Origin of the sequence: Arthrobacter sp. KN11-1C (assembly GCF_052180225.1) — a bacterium.
GTDB lineage: Bacteria > Actinomycetota > Actinomycetes > Actinomycetales > Micrococcaceae > Arthrobacter.
Map to the genome: position 1 here is coordinate 1,409,400 of NZ_CP197467.1, position 15,118 is coordinate 1,424,517.

At 63.2% G+C, this 15,118-nt stretch carries 10 protein-coding genes and 2 tRNA genes; 9 read left to right on the forward strand and 3 right to left on the reverse strand.

Annotated features, from left to right (window positions below):
- Positions 1-85: 85 nt before the first annotated feature.
- The 3 genes from ACSBOX_RS06630 to ACSBOX_RS06640 all read left to right on the forward strand — a co-directional run bounded on the left by ACSBOX_RS06630 (position 86) and on the right by ACSBOX_RS06640 (position 3,724).
- Complete coding sequence (locus ACSBOX_RS06630) at positions 86-3,115, forward strand: UPF0182 family membrane protein (protein ID WP_442545334.1); 3,030 nt, start codon at positions 86-88, stop codon at positions 3,113-3,115.
- 171 nt (positions 3,116-3,286) lie between these two features.
- Positions 3,287-3,360: transfer RNA gene (locus tag ACSBOX_RS06635), tRNA-Met, on the forward strand.
- A gap of 287 nt (positions 3,361-3,647) precedes the next feature.
- Positions 3,648-3,724 (forward strand) — tRNA-Met (locus ACSBOX_RS06640).
- Between the two features lie 124 nt (positions 3,725-3,848).
- Here the strand turns inward: ACSBOX_RS06640 and ACSBOX_RS06645 are convergent.
- Positions 3,849-4,979 (reverse strand): IS1249 family transposase, encoded by a 1,131-nt coding sequence (locus ACSBOX_RS06645; protein WP_442545335.1) that lies wholly within the window; start codon positions 4,977-4,979, stop codon positions 3,849-3,851.
- A gap of 652 nt (positions 4,980-5,631) precedes the next feature.
- Here ACSBOX_RS06645 and ACSBOX_RS06650 point away from each other — a divergent pair.
- The 5 genes from ACSBOX_RS06650 (at position 5,632) to ACSBOX_RS06670 (ending at position 10,079) form a co-directional block, all read left to right on the forward strand.
- Positions 5,632-5,919, forward strand: coding sequence for a hypothetical protein (locus ACSBOX_RS06650; RefSeq protein ID WP_442545336.1), 288 nt, complete (start codon positions 5,632-5,634; stop codon positions 5,917-5,919).
- Between the two features lie 195 nt (positions 5,920-6,114).
- The gene (locus ACSBOX_RS06655; protein WP_442545337.1) at positions 6,115-6,882 is read left to right on the forward strand and encodes an electron transfer flavoprotein subunit beta/FixA family protein; all 768 of its coding nucleotides are present in this window, start codon (positions 6,115-6,117) and stop codon (positions 6,880-6,882) included.
- A 14-nt stretch (positions 6,883-6,896) separates the two neighbouring features.
- Positions 6,897-7,868, forward strand: coding sequence for an electron transfer flavoprotein subunit alpha/FixB family protein (locus ACSBOX_RS06660; RefSeq protein WP_442545338.1), 972 nt, complete (start codon positions 6,897-6,899; stop codon positions 7,866-7,868).
- A 90-nt stretch (positions 7,869-7,958) separates the two neighbouring features.
- Positions 7,959-8,891 carry a cytochrome b/b6 domain-containing protein gene (locus ACSBOX_RS06665; RefSeq protein WP_442545339.1) on the forward strand — a complete coding sequence of 311 codons (933 nt, stop codon included), beginning with the start codon at positions 7,959-7,961 and terminating at the stop codon, positions 8,889-8,891.
- Between the two features lie 51 nt (positions 8,892-8,942).
- A complete protein-coding gene (locus ACSBOX_RS06670; protein ID WP_442545340.1) occupies positions 8,943-10,079 on the forward strand; it encodes an acyl-CoA dehydrogenase family protein in 1,137 nt (378 codons plus the stop codon).
- Between the two features lie 68 nt (positions 10,080-10,147).
- On the opposite strand, the gene ACSBOX_RS06675 is transcribed toward ACSBOX_RS06670, so the two are convergent.
- Both ACSBOX_RS06675 and ACSBOX_RS06680 read right to left on the reverse strand, forming a co-directional pair.
- The gene (locus ACSBOX_RS06675) at positions 10,148-10,936 is read right to left on the reverse strand and encodes a PspA/IM30 family protein (RefSeq protein WP_442545341.1); all 789 of its coding nucleotides are present in this window, start codon (positions 10,934-10,936) and stop codon (positions 10,148-10,150) included.
- A 101-nt stretch (positions 10,937-11,037) separates the two neighbouring features.
- On the reverse strand, positions 11,038-13,089 hold the full coding sequence (locus ACSBOX_RS06680; RefSeq protein WP_442545342.1) for a TPM domain-containing protein: 2,052 nt from the start codon (positions 13,087-13,089) through the stop codon (positions 11,038-11,040).
- Positions 13,090-13,420: 331 nt separating this feature from the next.
- Here ACSBOX_RS06680 and ACSBOX_RS06685 point away from each other — a divergent pair, with 331 nt between their 5' ends.
- Positions 13,421-15,040 carry a trypsin-like peptidase domain-containing protein gene (locus ACSBOX_RS06685; protein WP_442545343.1) on the forward strand — a complete coding sequence of 540 codons (1,620 nt, stop codon included), beginning with the start codon at positions 13,421-13,423 and terminating at the stop codon, positions 15,038-15,040.
- Positions 15,041-15,118: the final 78 nt, after the last annotated feature.

The window sequence follows — 15,118 nt, forward strand, 5'->3', positions numbered from 1 at the left end:
TCCGCCATTAGCTCCCGGCACCGGGGCCGACGAACACACACGCACTGATGACCGTTAACTGACGACCAGCGATGAGGTATCGAGTTTGTCCCGTCCAGCCAGCACCAGCCCGCCCGGAAGACCGCAGCGGAGACGGGGTGCCCTCACTCCAACTTTGATCATCGTCGCCGTCGTGGTGGTGGGATTCATTTTCTTCGCCAATGTGTGGACAGACGTCCTGTGGTATCAGCAGTTGGGCTTCTTCGAAGTCTATTTCCGGGAGAACCTTGCCCGGATCCTGATCTTCCTCGCGGGCTTCGTCCTGATGGCCGTGCCGATCTTCTACGCAATCCGCGTCGCTTATCACGCACGGCCTGTCTACGCGCCGGACGCCGAGGTCAGGGACAACCTGAACCGGTACCAGGCTCAACTCGAACCTGTGCGGCGCGTGGTCATGATCGGCATCCCCGTGCTGTTCGGCCTCTTCGCCGGCAGCGCGGCCGCGAGCCAGTGGCAAGCGGTGCTCTTGTTCTTCAACCAGATGCCATTCGGGCAGAGCGATCCGCAATTTGGCCTGGACATCAGTTTCTATCTCATGACTTTGCCGTTCCTCGGATTCGCCACAGGCTTCCTCATGAGCGTTGTGGTGATCGCAGGAATCGCCGGAATCCTCACCCACTATCTCTACGGAAGCATCCGGCTCATGGAGCGCGGCATCTTCACCAGCCGTGCAGCCCAGATCCACCTCGCCGTGACCGGAGCCGTTTTCCTGCTGCTGCTTGGAGCCAACTTCTGGCTCAACGTCTACGACACCGTTCAAAACCAAGGCGGACACTGGGCTGGTGCCCTTTACACCGACGTCAACGCAGTGATCCCCACGCAGACAATCCTGGCCGTTGCCGCGGGTCTGGTGGCTATCCTCTTCATTGTGGCCGCCGTGATCGGGCGTTGGCGCCTGCCGGTCATCGGCACGGCCATGCTGATCATCACGTCCATCCTCGCGGGCGGCGTCTACCCCTGGGTCATCCAACAGTTCCAGGTCCGCCCCTCTGAGCAGACGTTGGAAAACAAGTACATCGATCGCAATATTTCGATGACCCGGTCCGCGTACGGTTTGGACAAGATCCAGGTATCCCCGTACAACGCCACCACGGACGCCAAGACCGGGGCGCTTGCCAAGGATGCGCAGACCACCGCCAACATTCGGCTCTTGGACCCGAACCTTGTCTCTTCTGCGTTCTCCCAGTTGGAGCAGTACCGTCCGTATTACCAGTTCCCCAAGTCCCTGAACGTCGACCGTTACACCGTGGACGGCAAGACCCAGGACACCGTGATCGCTGTCCGTGAGTTGAACCAGGACGGGCTCAACGCAAGCCAGCAGACCTGGGTGAACCGGCACATCGTCTACACGCACGGTTACGGCGTCGTGGCGGCCAAGGGCAACACGGTCACCGTGGACGGCAAGCCGGACTTCCTGTTGTCCGGGATTCCGTCCATGGGTACCCTCGGCAGCGATACGAGCTACCAACCCCGCATCTACTTCGGCGAAGATTCGCCTGATTACTCGGTTGTCGGCGCACCGGACGGTGCTCCTCAGCGCGAGCAGGACCGTCCTGCCGCCACGGACAGCACCACCGAGACGCAGTACACCTTCACCGGCAATGGTGGCCCCAGTGTGGGCAACTGGTTCAACCGCCTCCTGTACTCCATCAAGTTCCAGTCCTCGGATCTGCTGCTGTCTGACGGCGTCAATGCGAAGTCCCAGATCCTCTACGACCGCTCTCCACGAGATCGAGTTGAAAAGGTCGCTCCGTACCTGACCGTGGATGGCAGCGCCTATCCCGCGGTTATTGATGGCCGGGTGAAGTGGATTGTGGACGGTTACACCACCAGCCAGTACTTCCCCTACTCGCAGCAGCAGCAACTGCAAACCGCTACCGCTGACTCGCAAACGACCTCCGGGCGCACTGCGGTCTTGCCGAACAACTCCGTCAACTACATCAGGAACTCGGTCAAGGCGACTGTTGATGCCTATGACGGCTCGGTGACGCTGTATGCCTGGGATGACCAGGACCCCATCCTGAAGTCCTGGCAGAAGATCTTCCCCAGCACCATCAAACCGATCTCGGAGATGTCCGGACAGCTGATGAGCCACGTGCGGTACCCGGAGGATCTCTTCAAAGTCCAGCAGGAACTGCTTGGCCGGTACCACGTGACCAACGCGGACAGCTTCTACCAGAACAACGACGCGTGGAGCGTGCCGAACGATCCCACAGTCACTGATCCCGTCCGGCAGCCTCCGTACTACCTGTCCCTGCAAATGCCCGGCCAGACCAAGCCGGCGTTCCAGCTGACCTCCTCGTTCATTCCACAGGTAGTCAACGGAAACGCCCGGAACATCCTGTATGGCTTCCTGGCTGCCGACTCCGACGCCGGTAACCAGAAGGGGGTGAAGGCGGACTCGTATGGCCAGCTGCGATTGCTCCAATTGCCCACGGATACCCAGGTTCCAGGTCCCGGCCAGGCCCAGAACAAGTTCAACTCTGATCCTGAGGTGTCGCAGCAACTTAACCTGCTCAGGCAGGGAGCTTCCGATGTGCTCAACGGCAACCTTCTGACATTGCCGGTGGGTGGTGGCTTGCTGTACGTGCAGCCGGTTTACGTGAAGTCAACTGGCGAAACGTCCTACCCGACGCTTCAGCGAGTGCTCGTAGCCTTTGGTGACAAAGTAGGTTTCGCGTCCACCTTGGATGCGGCGCTGAAGGTTTTGTTCGGCGGCGATTCCGGTGCCTCGGCAGGAGACTCGGCCAACAACGGTCAGACCACCACCACTCCGCCAGGGAGTACTACGCCCCCTGCCGCAGCGGATGCCCAGGCTCAGCTGAAGGCTGCGTTGGATCAGGCAAACAAGGCCATCCAGGATGGACAGGCCGCACTGGCCAAGGGTGACTTCGCGGGATACGGCGCCCAGCAGAACCTTCTGTCCGCGGCAATTCAGAAAGCCCTCGACGCCGAGTCGCGGCTTGGCGTCGCCCCGGCTCCGTCGGCGAGTGCAAGCCCGTCGGCGAGCCCGTTGCCGAGTGCAAGCCCGTCGGCGAGCCCGTTGCCGACGCCGTCCGCTTCGCCGAGCAAGTAGGCAATTCTCCAGCCGGCTGATTTCACCACGGCCGGGGTTTGAAGGACCGGGCCAGCCCATAGCGGGTTGGCCCGGTCCTTCTTTTGATCGGGAGGCGGGTGTGAGGGAGACGGAGGTCACGTCGTTTGGATTTGGCCTGACATTCACCTGCAGGTAAAGTAGTTCTTGCGACGCGGGGTGGAGCAGTTCGGTAGCTCGCTGGGCTCATAACCCAGAGGTCACAGGTTCAAATCCTGTCCCCGCAACTGGAGAAAAGATCCGGCACAGTGGAAACACTGTGCCGGATCTTTTGTTTTCCGCCGATTTGTGGGTGGGGAGTGCGGAATGGGTAGAGCACGTGCCCGGTGCGGCTGTGCTAGCGCCGTCCTGACCTTCTTTGAGCCGTCTCGACGCCCAAATGACACGACTCGCCGTGTCGAAAGCGCTTTCCCGAATCAAAGAGGGTCAGGACGGCGCCGAGTCCCAACGTGCCGCAGCCCACACCCGGGTGGTCAGGGGCGTCCTCGAATGTGCGGTAGAGTTGATCTTGCGACGCGGGGTGGAGCAGTTCGGTAGCTCGCTGGGCTCATAACCCAGAGGTCACAGGTTCAAATCCTGTCCCCGCAACCAAATAACGAAAAGAGTCCGCCCGTCTGGGCGGACTCTTTCGTTTAACTCCTGTTTCTTCAACCTTCCCGGGTCATGGGACACAACGGGGGGTTATAGGACAAAACGTGTGTAAATCCCGGGTGTGTCACGTGCGTCCTGCCCAGCCTTTGCGGGCCCAGAGGCCTTCCTCGGCGGTGGCTGTGTTGCCGTATTCCTCGGGTCCATGTGGCTGCTCGACGGCGGTTTGGGTCTGCGGGCGTGTGGGTGTGTAGTGTTCGGGGCGGATGAGCCGGGCGGGCTGGTCCGGGGTTTCGCTGTGGAGGTAGAGGTACCACTCGATGGCGCGCTTCTGGTGTTCTTCGCTCATCCCGCGGTGGGCCCGCAGAATCAGGCGCAGTTGCGCGTTCGTGCCGCCTTCGATCCGGTTTGTCGTGGCCGCGATATCGAGTCCGGTGAACTCGGTGCGCAAGTAGGTGAACAGTGTCCCTGCCTGGCTGAGCCGCTCCAGGAGGCGGTAGGCCTTCCGGAGCCGGTCATGGGTAAACCACCAGGCCTGATTCGCCCGCACCCACGCCGGTGCCGGGGAGGCTGCGGTGGGGTAGGTCCGGGCCCGGACCAGTTGCCCGTGGTTCCGGTACCAGTCGTTGAGGTGGCCGAGCCACGCCGCGGCCTGCGCGGCTGTGCTGATCCGGGTCAGGGCCCGGCCAAGGCGCAGGAGAGCTTTGCCGGCCTCGGTCCTGGGCCTGCTGGTCAGGTAGGTGCGCACGTTGCGCTGGACATGGACCAGGCAGCGCTGAACGGCGGTGTCGGACCAGCAGTCAGAGAGCGCGGCGGCGATCCCGGAACCACCGTCGGTGATCACGACCCGCGGGGCCGGGAACGGTCCCAGCAGGGCGGCCCACGCGGCCTTCTTCTCGGTGTCGCACCACTGCCAGCCGATCACATGCTCTCCGGCGATCGCGATCAGGCAGCACCACGAGCCGACATAGATCCCGTCGATCTGGACCTGGTCATGGATCTCGCCCGTGGCCGGAATGGTGGGGGCGATATTCCAACACCACGCCGTGCGACGCCGGAACGACCGGGCCGTGCCGAACGAGTCAGCCAGCGCTTGGCTGCCGGTACCTAGCAGCCAGCCCAGAAACGCATCCAGCTCCGCACGCCGGCTCACATCCGGGCGTTCCCCCGAGCGGCTCGCCCCGCAATCCAGACACCGGTACCGCTGCTTGCCCGCAGCCGTCTTCCCGTTCCGAACCAGCAGCCGGCCACAAATCAAACATTCCCGAGATATGCAAGCACCCCAGCCACACTAAGCTTTCAAAGCTTAGCTACCCCTGATTTTCCCCGCCGCCACTGGGAAGCAGGCGCAATCCATACACACGTTTTGTCCTATAACCCCAAAACGTGCGTAAATCCCGGGCGCGTCATGTCCGGCCCGGGATCGTCCTGGCTCGGATGTCGGATTCTGCGCAATCATTCGAATGGACAAATTCCGGGCCTGCGGAATCACGGGACCGGCAACGTCGGCGAAGAGAATGATCCAGCAGAATCCGACGGTGCCTTCATCCAGCCCCTATTTGCAGCCTTGTCGATCATGAAGTAGGCGCAGTGGAGACACCGCTGCTACTTCCCAGGAGGTCCTGGCAGCGGTCTTGGACGGCTATGCGGGCCAATCCGGGTGAAACGTTTTTTCACACGTAGAAGCGTCGAGGTCCACACTGAGATTGCCGGATAGCACACTGATTTTGGGCAATTTTGCACGGATTTTGGCCACTTCGACCCCTGAGGGGCGAATTTACGGGCTAGTTTCTTTGGGTCGGGGATTGAGGCAGTGTTCCCTCGGCAACGTAACTCGGCGAGTTCCAGGCGGAGCGCCGGGGACAACCACAGGCGGCGCTCCATTGGCCCGCTCGGGGGAGGATCTTTCAATGACGAAGCTTTTGAAGGTCGTTGGCGCGGTGGCGGATGGAGCGGCTGCGGGCGTCGCGCTGGTTTTCATCCTGTGTATTGCGATCGGCTTGATCGCCATCTTGACAGGTTCGCCGGCCAGCTTGCCCGGATTCCTGGCGGTCGTCGCTGGAAGTGAAAACGGCGCGCTGGCCCTGGAAGCCCGGCCCACGTTTGCCGGATTCGCCGTTGTCGTTGTCTTGACGATGTTGGCCAGGATGATCCAGTTCGCCCGACGCCGGGACGCTGAGGCTCCCGCTCCGCGCTGACGATCCAGCCCCCTGGAGCCGCCACGCTTGGGGACGACGCTTGGGGCGCATACCAAGTCCGATGCGGAAAACCCGGGCTCGCGGCAGAATCAATAGGAGTTCCAAGCATTCCTGTCTTCGCTCCATGGTAAATACTAGGAGTTCCTAGTATTCTCGATTCCAAGCGTCAGCCATTTGCATCGAGGGAGCTGTTGAATGAAGATCGTCGTGCTCGTCAAACAAGTGCCGGATACGGCCGAGGAACGGAAGCTCGACCCGGCAACCGGGCAGCTCGACCGTGAGGCCACGGACTCCGTCGTCGATGAGATCAACGAGCGCGCCCTCGAAGCCGCGTTGCGCATCAAAGATGCGAACAAGGGCACCGAAGTGGTGGCCATGACCATGGGGCCCGATGAAGCCACCCAGTCCCTGCGCAAGGCCCTTTCCATGGGAGCCGATTCGGGTGTCCATATCGTGGATGATTCCCTCAGGGGCGCCGACACCGGGAGAACGGCCGCAACCCTGGCTGCGGCGTTGAGGTCTACGGGATTTGACGTGGTGGTGGCCGGGAACGAATCAACGGATGGCCGCGCCGGCGTCGTGCCCGCCATGATTGCCGAACATCTCCAGTTGCCGCTGCTGGGATCGCTGATCTCCGCGGAAATCGCCGACGACGGCGTACGTGGCGTTCGCCAAGGCGAGGGCGGGACCCTCAATGTCCGCGCCGGACTGCCCGCCATCCTCACCGTGACTGAACGTTTCCCGGAGGCCAGGTTTCCCAACTTCAAGGGGATCCTGACGGCCAAGCGCAAACCCGTCACCACCTTGTCCGTCGCCGAACTCGGCGTCCCGACGGGCCCCAGCCGCAGCGTGGTGATCTCCACCGCAGAACGCCCGCCGCGCGCAGCCGGACGGAAACTCATCGATGACGGGACCGCAGCCAGCGAACTGGCCGAGTTCCTCGTCGCCAACCGACTGGTCTGAGGGAGGACAAGAAAATGTCGAACATCCTGGCACTCATTGAAATTTCCCACCGCGGCGGCATTGCTGCTTCCGCACGCGGGCTGCTGGCCGCCGCAGCCACGCTGGGCTCGCCGGTCGCCGTCGTCGTCTCGTCTGCTCCCTTGGCGGACGACGACGTCGCGCGCCTCGGCGAACTGGGCGCGGTCAAGGTCTACTCGGCTGTGACCGCTGCCGCCGGCACCGTCCTGGTGGCACCCGCAGTGGACGCCCTGATCGGGGCCGTCGACGCCTATGGGCCGGCTGCCGTCCTCACCGCGAACTCGGTGGACGGCCGCGAAGCAGCCGCACGGCTTGCCGTGCGGGTCGGCGGAAGCGTGCTGGCCGACGTCGTGCGGGTGCGCAGCGACAACGGAACCGTCGTCGCCCAACATTCCGTGTTTGGCGGGGCCTACACCGTCGAGTCCGTGGTGGAAGGCGGACTGCCCGTCCTCACCATCCGGCAGGGGGCGATCGAAGGCGAGGCTCCCGCTGCCACGGCAGACGTGGACACGGTGCCCCTCGAAGCCAAGACAGACGCCGCCGCTGTCATTGACCAGTTCAACGACGACGTCGCCGTCTCCGTCCGACCCGAGCTGCGAAGCGCCGCCACGGTTGTCTCCGGCGGACGGGGCCTGGGCTCGTCCGAGAACTTTGTGCTGGTCGAACAGCTCGCCGACGCCCTGGGGGCGGCGGTCGGTGCGTCACGCGCCGCCGTCGACGCCGGGTACATAGCCCAGACGGCCCAGGTGGGCCAGACCGGCGTGAGCGTGTCCCCGCAGCTGTACATCGCCCTGGGAATTTCCGGGGCCATCCAGCACCGCGCAGGCATGCAGACTGCAAAGACCATCGTGGCCATCAATAAAGACGAGGACGCGCCCATTTTCGAGGTGGCCGACTTCGGAATCGTGGGCGATATCTTCACGGTGGTTCCGAAACTCATCGAGGCCGTCAAAGCCCGTTCCAACTGACGGCGTAACAGGCTTTGGCCGCTTCGGTCCAAAGCCTGTTAGCTTGATGCGTCCCTGATTGCGAAGTTCTTCCGAGAGGTGTCTGAGAAGATGTCCACCCCCGCCAAAAAGTCGACAGCAGCCAAGAGCAAATGGTCCCAACCCCTCTGGGTGGTTCCAGGCGTGCTGCTCGTCCTTTTGCTCATCGTCTTGTTGGCCAAATGGTTGACGGGCCTGTCGGGTGTGCAGTCGTTCTTGCACGACTTCCCGGGCGCCTCCAGCCTCCCCGAGAACGCTCCTGTGGGTTTCCCGGCATGGCTCGGATGGCAGCACTTCCTGAATGTCTTCTTCATGGTGCTCATCGTTCGATCCGGTTGGCAGGTCCGCACGGCCAAGAGGCCGCCTGCCCAATGGACTCGCAACAACAAGGGATTCATCCGGACCAAGAATGCGCCGACCAAGATCAGCCTGGACCTGTGGTTCCACCTGACCCTGGATGCCCTGTGGGTGCTGAACGGCATCGTCTTCATCATCGTGATTTTTGCTACCGGGCAGTGGATGCGGATCATCCCCACCAGCTGGGATGTCTTCCCGAATGCCATCTCCGCCGCCCTTCAGTACGCTTCGTTGAACTGGCCCACTGAGGACGGCTGGGTGAACTACAACGCCCTGCAGTTGCTGACCTACTTCGTCACGGTCTTCATCGCCGCCCCGCTTGCCATCATCACTGGCCTGCGCACCTCCTCTGCCTGGCCCAAGAAAGCCGGCATGGTCAACAAGATCTATCCCATCGAGCTGGCCCGCGCGGTGCATTTCCCGGTGATGGTGTACTTCGTGCTCTTCACCATCGTGCACGTCACCTTGGTCCTCGCTACCGGGGCACTGCGCAACCTGAACCACATGTACGGCGGGAGCGACGATATCAACTGGGTTGGTTTCGGCATTTTCGCCGTATCCCTCCTGGTGATTGTGGGCGCGTGGTTCCTCGCGCGGCCGCTTTTCCTCCGCCCTGTCGCTTCGCTGATGGGCAAAGTCAGCAAGTAAAAGCATCGAATAGCTAGAAAAACACCGGACAACCCGGGAAAAGGAGTGCCAATGTTTGAGCTCACGGAGGACCAGCACGCGGTGGTCGAGATGGTGCGCGATTTCGCCACAACGGCGATTGCCCCGCACGCCGCGGAGTGGGACGAGACCAAGCATTTCCCGGTGGATGTCCTGCGTGAAGCGGGCACACTCGGCATGGGCGGCATCTATGTGCGGGAAGAGTTCGGCGGCTCGGGGCTTTCCCGCACGGATGCGGCGCTGATCTTCGAGGAGTTGTCCAAGGCAGACCCCACCATCGCGGCCTACATTTCGATCCACAACATGGTGGTGTGGATGATCGACGCCTTCGGCAACGATGAGCAACGGGCGCAATGGGTGCCGCAGCTTGCGTCCATGGAGGCGCTGGGCAGTTACTGCCTCACGGAGCCGGGGGCCGGCTCGGACGCCGCCGCGCTGAGCACCAAAGCAGTGCTCGACGGCGACAGCTACGTTCTCAACGGCACCAAACAGTTCATTTCGGGGGCAGGAGTTTCCAGCGTCTACGTGGTCATGGCACGGACTGCGGACACGGGCAGCCAGGGCATCACCGCTATCGTCGTGCCTGCGGATGCGCCGGGACTGTCCTTCGGTCCGAACGAAAAGAAAATGGGATGGAACGCCCAGCCCACCCGGCAGGTCATCTTCGAAAACGTACGCGTCCCCGTGGCGAACAGGCTTGGCGAGGAAGGCACCGGATTCGGCATAGCCATGAAAGGCCTCAACGGAGGCCGGGTCAACATGGGCGCTTGTTCCCTGGGAGGTGGCCAGGCGGCCCTGGAGAAGTCCATCGCCTACCTCAAGTCCCGCTCGGCTTTTGGCGGCCCGCTCATCAACCAGCAATCCCTGCTGTTTGACATCGCCGACATGGATACGGAACTTGAAACCGCCAGAACCTTGGTCCTGCGGGCCGCTGACGCCTTGGATCGCGGCGCTCCGGACACGGTCAGGTTGTGTGCCATGGCCAAGCGCGTCGCTACGGACGCCGGTTTCAACGTCGCCAACAAGGCCATCCAGCTGCATGGCGGCTACGGCTACTTGTCCGAATACGGCCTTGAGAAGATCGCCAGGGACCTGCGCGTCCACCAGATCCTGGAAGGCAGCAACGAGATCATGCGACTCATCGTTGGACGGCTCGCTGTCGGAGCATAAAGCGCTACAAGCACGAATGGCCGGGCCCCAGTTCACACACTGGAGGCCCGGCCATTCGTTTGGCTGGACTAAAGCTTGTCGAAGTCTGCTTCGTCCACAGTGTCATCTTCCGGAGCAGCAGCGCCGGCGCCGATCGCGGCCTTTGAACCACCCGACTTCAAAGCGGCCAACCGGGCCTCGATCTCCGTCTGCTCTCCGAGATCCTCAAGCTGGTTGAACTGTGCGTCCAGGCTGGAGGCCGCCAGCTCCTGCTGGCCGAGCACCTTGGCCTCTTCGCGGCGGATCTTCTCTTCGAAGCGGCCCACCTCGCTGGTGGGATCCATGATGTCGATGCTCTTCAGGGCGTCGTGCACCTGGGTTTGGGCAGCGACCGTCTTGGAGCGGGCAACCAGTTCGTTGCGCTTGCTGGTGAGCTCGTTGAGTTTGCCCTTCATCTGGTCGAGGCCGCTCTTGAGCTTGTCCACGACCTCCGACTGGGAGGCGATGTTGGGCTCAGCCGCTTTGGCCTCGTTCTCGGCCGACATCTGGCGCTGGATGGCCACCTTGGCAAGGTTGTCGAACTTCACGGCGTCGGTAGCGTTGCCGGCCGCACGGTACTCGTCCGCCTTGCGGGAGGCTGCGAGGGCCTTGTTGCCCCAGTCCTGGGAGTTCTTGATGTCCTCGTTGTAGTCGGCCTGGAGCATGCGGAGGTTGCCGATGGTCTGCGCCACGGCGGATTCGGCCTCGGCGATGTTGTTCGAGTAGTCGCGGACCATCTGGTCCAGCATCTTCTGGGGGTCCTCAGCCTGGTCGAGCAAGGCATTGATGTTCGCCTTGGCGAGCTGTGCGATCCGCCCGAAAATGGACTGCTTAACCATGGTGTTGCCTTTCGTCCTGCTCAGTGGTGCCCACTGAATCCAGTGATCAGTTCTTGTACCGCTTCTACGTGGGGGACCGGCCCCCACCTAGTCTTCACGAGCTAGAAGCTCCCGTCACCGCCGGAGTCGCCGCCCCAGCCGCCTCCACCGCCGTCGCCGCCGAAGAAACCGCCGCCTCCACCGCCGTCGCCGCCGAAGAAGCCTCCGCCGCCTCCACCGCCGTCGTTGTTTCCGCCGCCCCAGCCGCCTCCGCCGCCGTGGAGGATGGAGTTGATGAGGATGCCGCCGAGGATCGCTCCACCGAGGCCGCCACCGTTGCCTCCGCCACCGAACATGCCGCCACGGCCGTAGCCTTGGTTGGCGAAGCCGCCGAACTGATCGACGTCGGACTGGGCCAGTTGAGCGGCTTGTGCCGCCAGTGCCTGGGCCTGCTGGGCGTACGTCAGCGCCGTCACCGGGTCATTGCGGGAAATGGACAGGGCGTAGTCGAGATTCCGCTGGGCTTCGGCCAAGCGGGTACGGGCTTCCGTGCCGACCCCGCCGCGTCGCGCCGCAATGTAGTCCGAGGTTGCGCTGATCTGGGACTGGGCAGCCATGATGGTCTGCTGGAGCGCGGCCTGTGCACGCCTTGCCTGTTCCTGCTGGTCACGGATGCCCGACAGGGACTGGTCCAAGGCCTGGTGCGCCTTCTCCACTCGGTCCAGGGTGGCAATGGGATCAATCTTCCCGCCCTGGATTTCAATCTTGACTTGCGCCAGCGCGGCTTCGACTCCAGCCACCGGGCCAGCCAGCTCCGGGTGTTCGCCGGACTGGATCATCGCTTTGGCCTGGGCCAGGTCCTGGCTGGTGTCCGCCACGGCGCCTTCCAGCGAATTCCGGGCTTCGTCGAGGCTGCCCGCAACCTTGGCGATGGCGTCGATCAGCACGTTGGTCTGGTGCAGGCCTTCTTCCGCGGCGCGGACCGCTACCGCGGCAAGGCTGCTCTCACCTGTGGCGAGCTTTTCCTGTGCGGTGGTGGTCGCGTGCCGTACGAAGGCGAGCCGGTCCTTGGCCTGGGTGATGTTGTCGCTCACGTGCCCCAGCGCGCTGTCTGCGTACTTCTCGCGCAAGCCGTTGAGCGATTGCTCCGCGCTGCTGATCTTTGCCTCGGCGTCGTCGGCGCCGGCAGCAACCGTGGCCAAAGCCTGAGGCGCGTTCTTCTCAAGTTCGCGCAGGGAATCGAAATCGGCCTTCTGCTCGCGCAGCGACTCGAGGGCAGCCTCGGAGCGTCGGATGATTTCGCCAAGCCAACTGCGCTGCTGCTCCTCGGTGTCCGGGATGTGGTCATCGAGCTGTTGCTGCAGCTTGAAGGATTCGGTCATGTGGTTCTTTGCTTCCAGCAACGCCTTGGTGAAGTTCCCGACGGCGGCATCGCCGTATTGCGCCTGGGCGAATCCGAGTTCCTGCTCGCTGGACTTGATGGTGTCATCCGCTTCGATGAGCAGGGATCCGGCTTTGCGCCGCAGGTCCGCGATGCTCAAGGAGGCCAGGGGATCGAGCTGTTCTCCCTGCGGTCCGTAACCCGCAGCGGAGGCCGGGCTCTTCTTGCGACGGTTGCGGAAGTACAAGTACGTTCCTACGCCTCCGGCCGCAACCACGGCGGCACCCACGAGTACGCCCGTGCCCGCGCCGGAATTCTGGGTGTCTCCGATGGCCTTGGCGGCATCGATCACGGCTTGGTCGTAGTTTTTCTTGCCCTGGACAAGGTTCGCCAGGACGGCGTTCTTGAGGATGTCGTCACGCTGGGAGTCGGTGATCTTGCTGCCGGGCCCGCGGGTGATGTTCACCTTACCGTCGTCCGTGGCGATGGCCAGCAAGACGTCAGTGGATCCGAACGACTTCTTCTTTGCCACCGCGTTGCCCCAGTCGCTGGGCGTGCTCGGGTTGGTGAAGGTCTTTTCGGTCACGACATACAGATTGAACTGGTGGTTGTCGTAGAGGGACTTGATGGCGCTTTGAACCGCGCCCTTGTCGCGAAGGACGCCGGCGTCGTCAGTGATGTTCTGGCCGGACGGGATCGTCACCGGATCGGCAGCCCAGGCTCCGGCGGCCGGGAGGACCAGCACTCCAGCCAAACCAATGACGGCGAGTACACGTTTCACTATTGACCGCATGTGCAACCCTTCAGCACGTCTGCGACTGGTCCGGGCCGGAACAATCGAAACAGAATGCATCAGCGCCCCCACGCATGGTTGTCAAGCCGCAGGTCGCTGTGGCAATTCCACTTGATACTATGGTGCACCTTTTGGGGCGTCCACAGCGGTAAATATGCCGCCAGCGAAACGGGGAGAGATCTGCCCTTCTGCAGCGTTGAGGGGCAAGTCGGCGCCATTCGAGGACGCAGGACCGTTCCGACGACGGCGTTCAGCAAGCTCCCAGCGAACGTCGACTCTTGATCCAGCAAGAGCGACGATAGTTAAGGGGACGAGGAAGAAAGGAAGTCCCATGACGGAGAACCCAGCACAGGGCGCCGCGCCTGAGAACAATGGCCCCGAGAACCATGGTCCTGAGAGCACCGGCAAGGCGGAGGCGGACAAGCAAGCCAATTCCCAGCCTACGGCCCCGCTGCCGGCATACCAGCCGGGTCAGGATTTCACGGCGAAGCCCGAATACACAGCGCAGGCTCCGGTAGCCCCAGCTCCTTGGGCCCAGGGCCCGGCCGAAAACCCCACCGAGCAGATCCAGGCCCAGCACAACGCTCCCCAGAACGGAGCTCCCCAACACGGAGCTCCCCAGCACAGCGCGGCACCGCAGCACCCGTATTCGCAGCACCAGCCCTTCTATGGCGGACCGAACCCTGCGCAGCACTATTCCACGCAGCAGTTCCCGGCCCACCCGGGCGGTCCGGCAGCCGGCCCGAAGCGCAAGCCGGTCTTCGGCGTCGGGACCTTGGTGGCCTGCATCCTGGCAGCGGGTCTTGTGGGCGGAGGCGTGGTGGCGGCCAGCGATCAATTGTTGAGCAGCCGGACCCCGGCGGCAGCCAGCAGCGGCCAGACCGGAACCGTGATTGTCAACAACACGGACAACGTCAACGCCATCACGGCAGCCGCAGCCAAAGCTACGCCAAGCGTCGTGACCATCATGGCCTCGAGCGGAAACCAGGGCGGTACCGGTTCGGGCATCATCCTCGACGACCAGGGCCACATCCTGACCAACACCCACGTGGTGACCCTTGACGGTGCCAGCGCCAATGCCGCCATTGAGGTGCGGCTGAGCGATGGACGCGTCCTGAAGGCGACGGTAGTGGGCACGGACCCGCTTTCGGACCTCGCCATCATCAAGGTGGACAACGCCTCCGGACTCGTGCCGGCTACCCTGGGTGATTCCAGCAAGATCAACGTCGGCGACAACGCCATCGCCATCGGTGCTCCGCTCGGACTGCCCGGCACGGTCACCGACGGCATCGTCTCCACGCTCAACCGCACCATCAGCGTGGCGTCCTCGGCTGTTCCCAACGGTGGCTCCGACAATTCACAAAACGGCGGCCAGGGTGGATTCCAATTCGCGCCTCCAGGCGGTGGCCAGAGCCAGAGCAGCGCCGGCCAGGGCACCGTTTCGCTCAACGTCATCCAGACCGACGCGCCGATCAACCCGGGCAACTCCGGCGGAGCGCTTGTCAACACCAAGGGCGAGATCATCGGCGTCAACGTGGCTATCGCTTCCGCGGGAAGCAGCAGCTCCTCGTCGTCGTCCAGCGGCAACATCGGCGTGGGCTTCAGCATCCCCATCAACAACGCGAAGCGTATTGCGCAGGAACTCATCCAGAACGGCAAGGCCACCCACGGGCAGTTCGGCGTGAGCGTGCAGCCCAAGTCGGCCACTGGAAGCAGCTCCGGGTTCTCGGTTGGGGCGCAGGTCGCAGCGGTGACAGCGGGTTCCGCCGCTGAGAAGGCCGGACTCAAGGTGGGCGACGTCGTCACCAAGTTCGCCGGCATGGACATCACCGATCCCGAGCAGCTCACCGCGGCTGTCCGTCAGCAGGCGGCAGGTGCAACGGTCAAGGTGACCATCCAGCGCGGCGGCCAGTCGCAGGATCTCGACGTGACCTTGGACGCTGCTCCGTAACAGCTGCGCTGTTGCAGCAGATTCCAGCCGGGCAAACAGCTGGCAGTCAACGACGGCGGGCGGCACCACTTGCGGTGC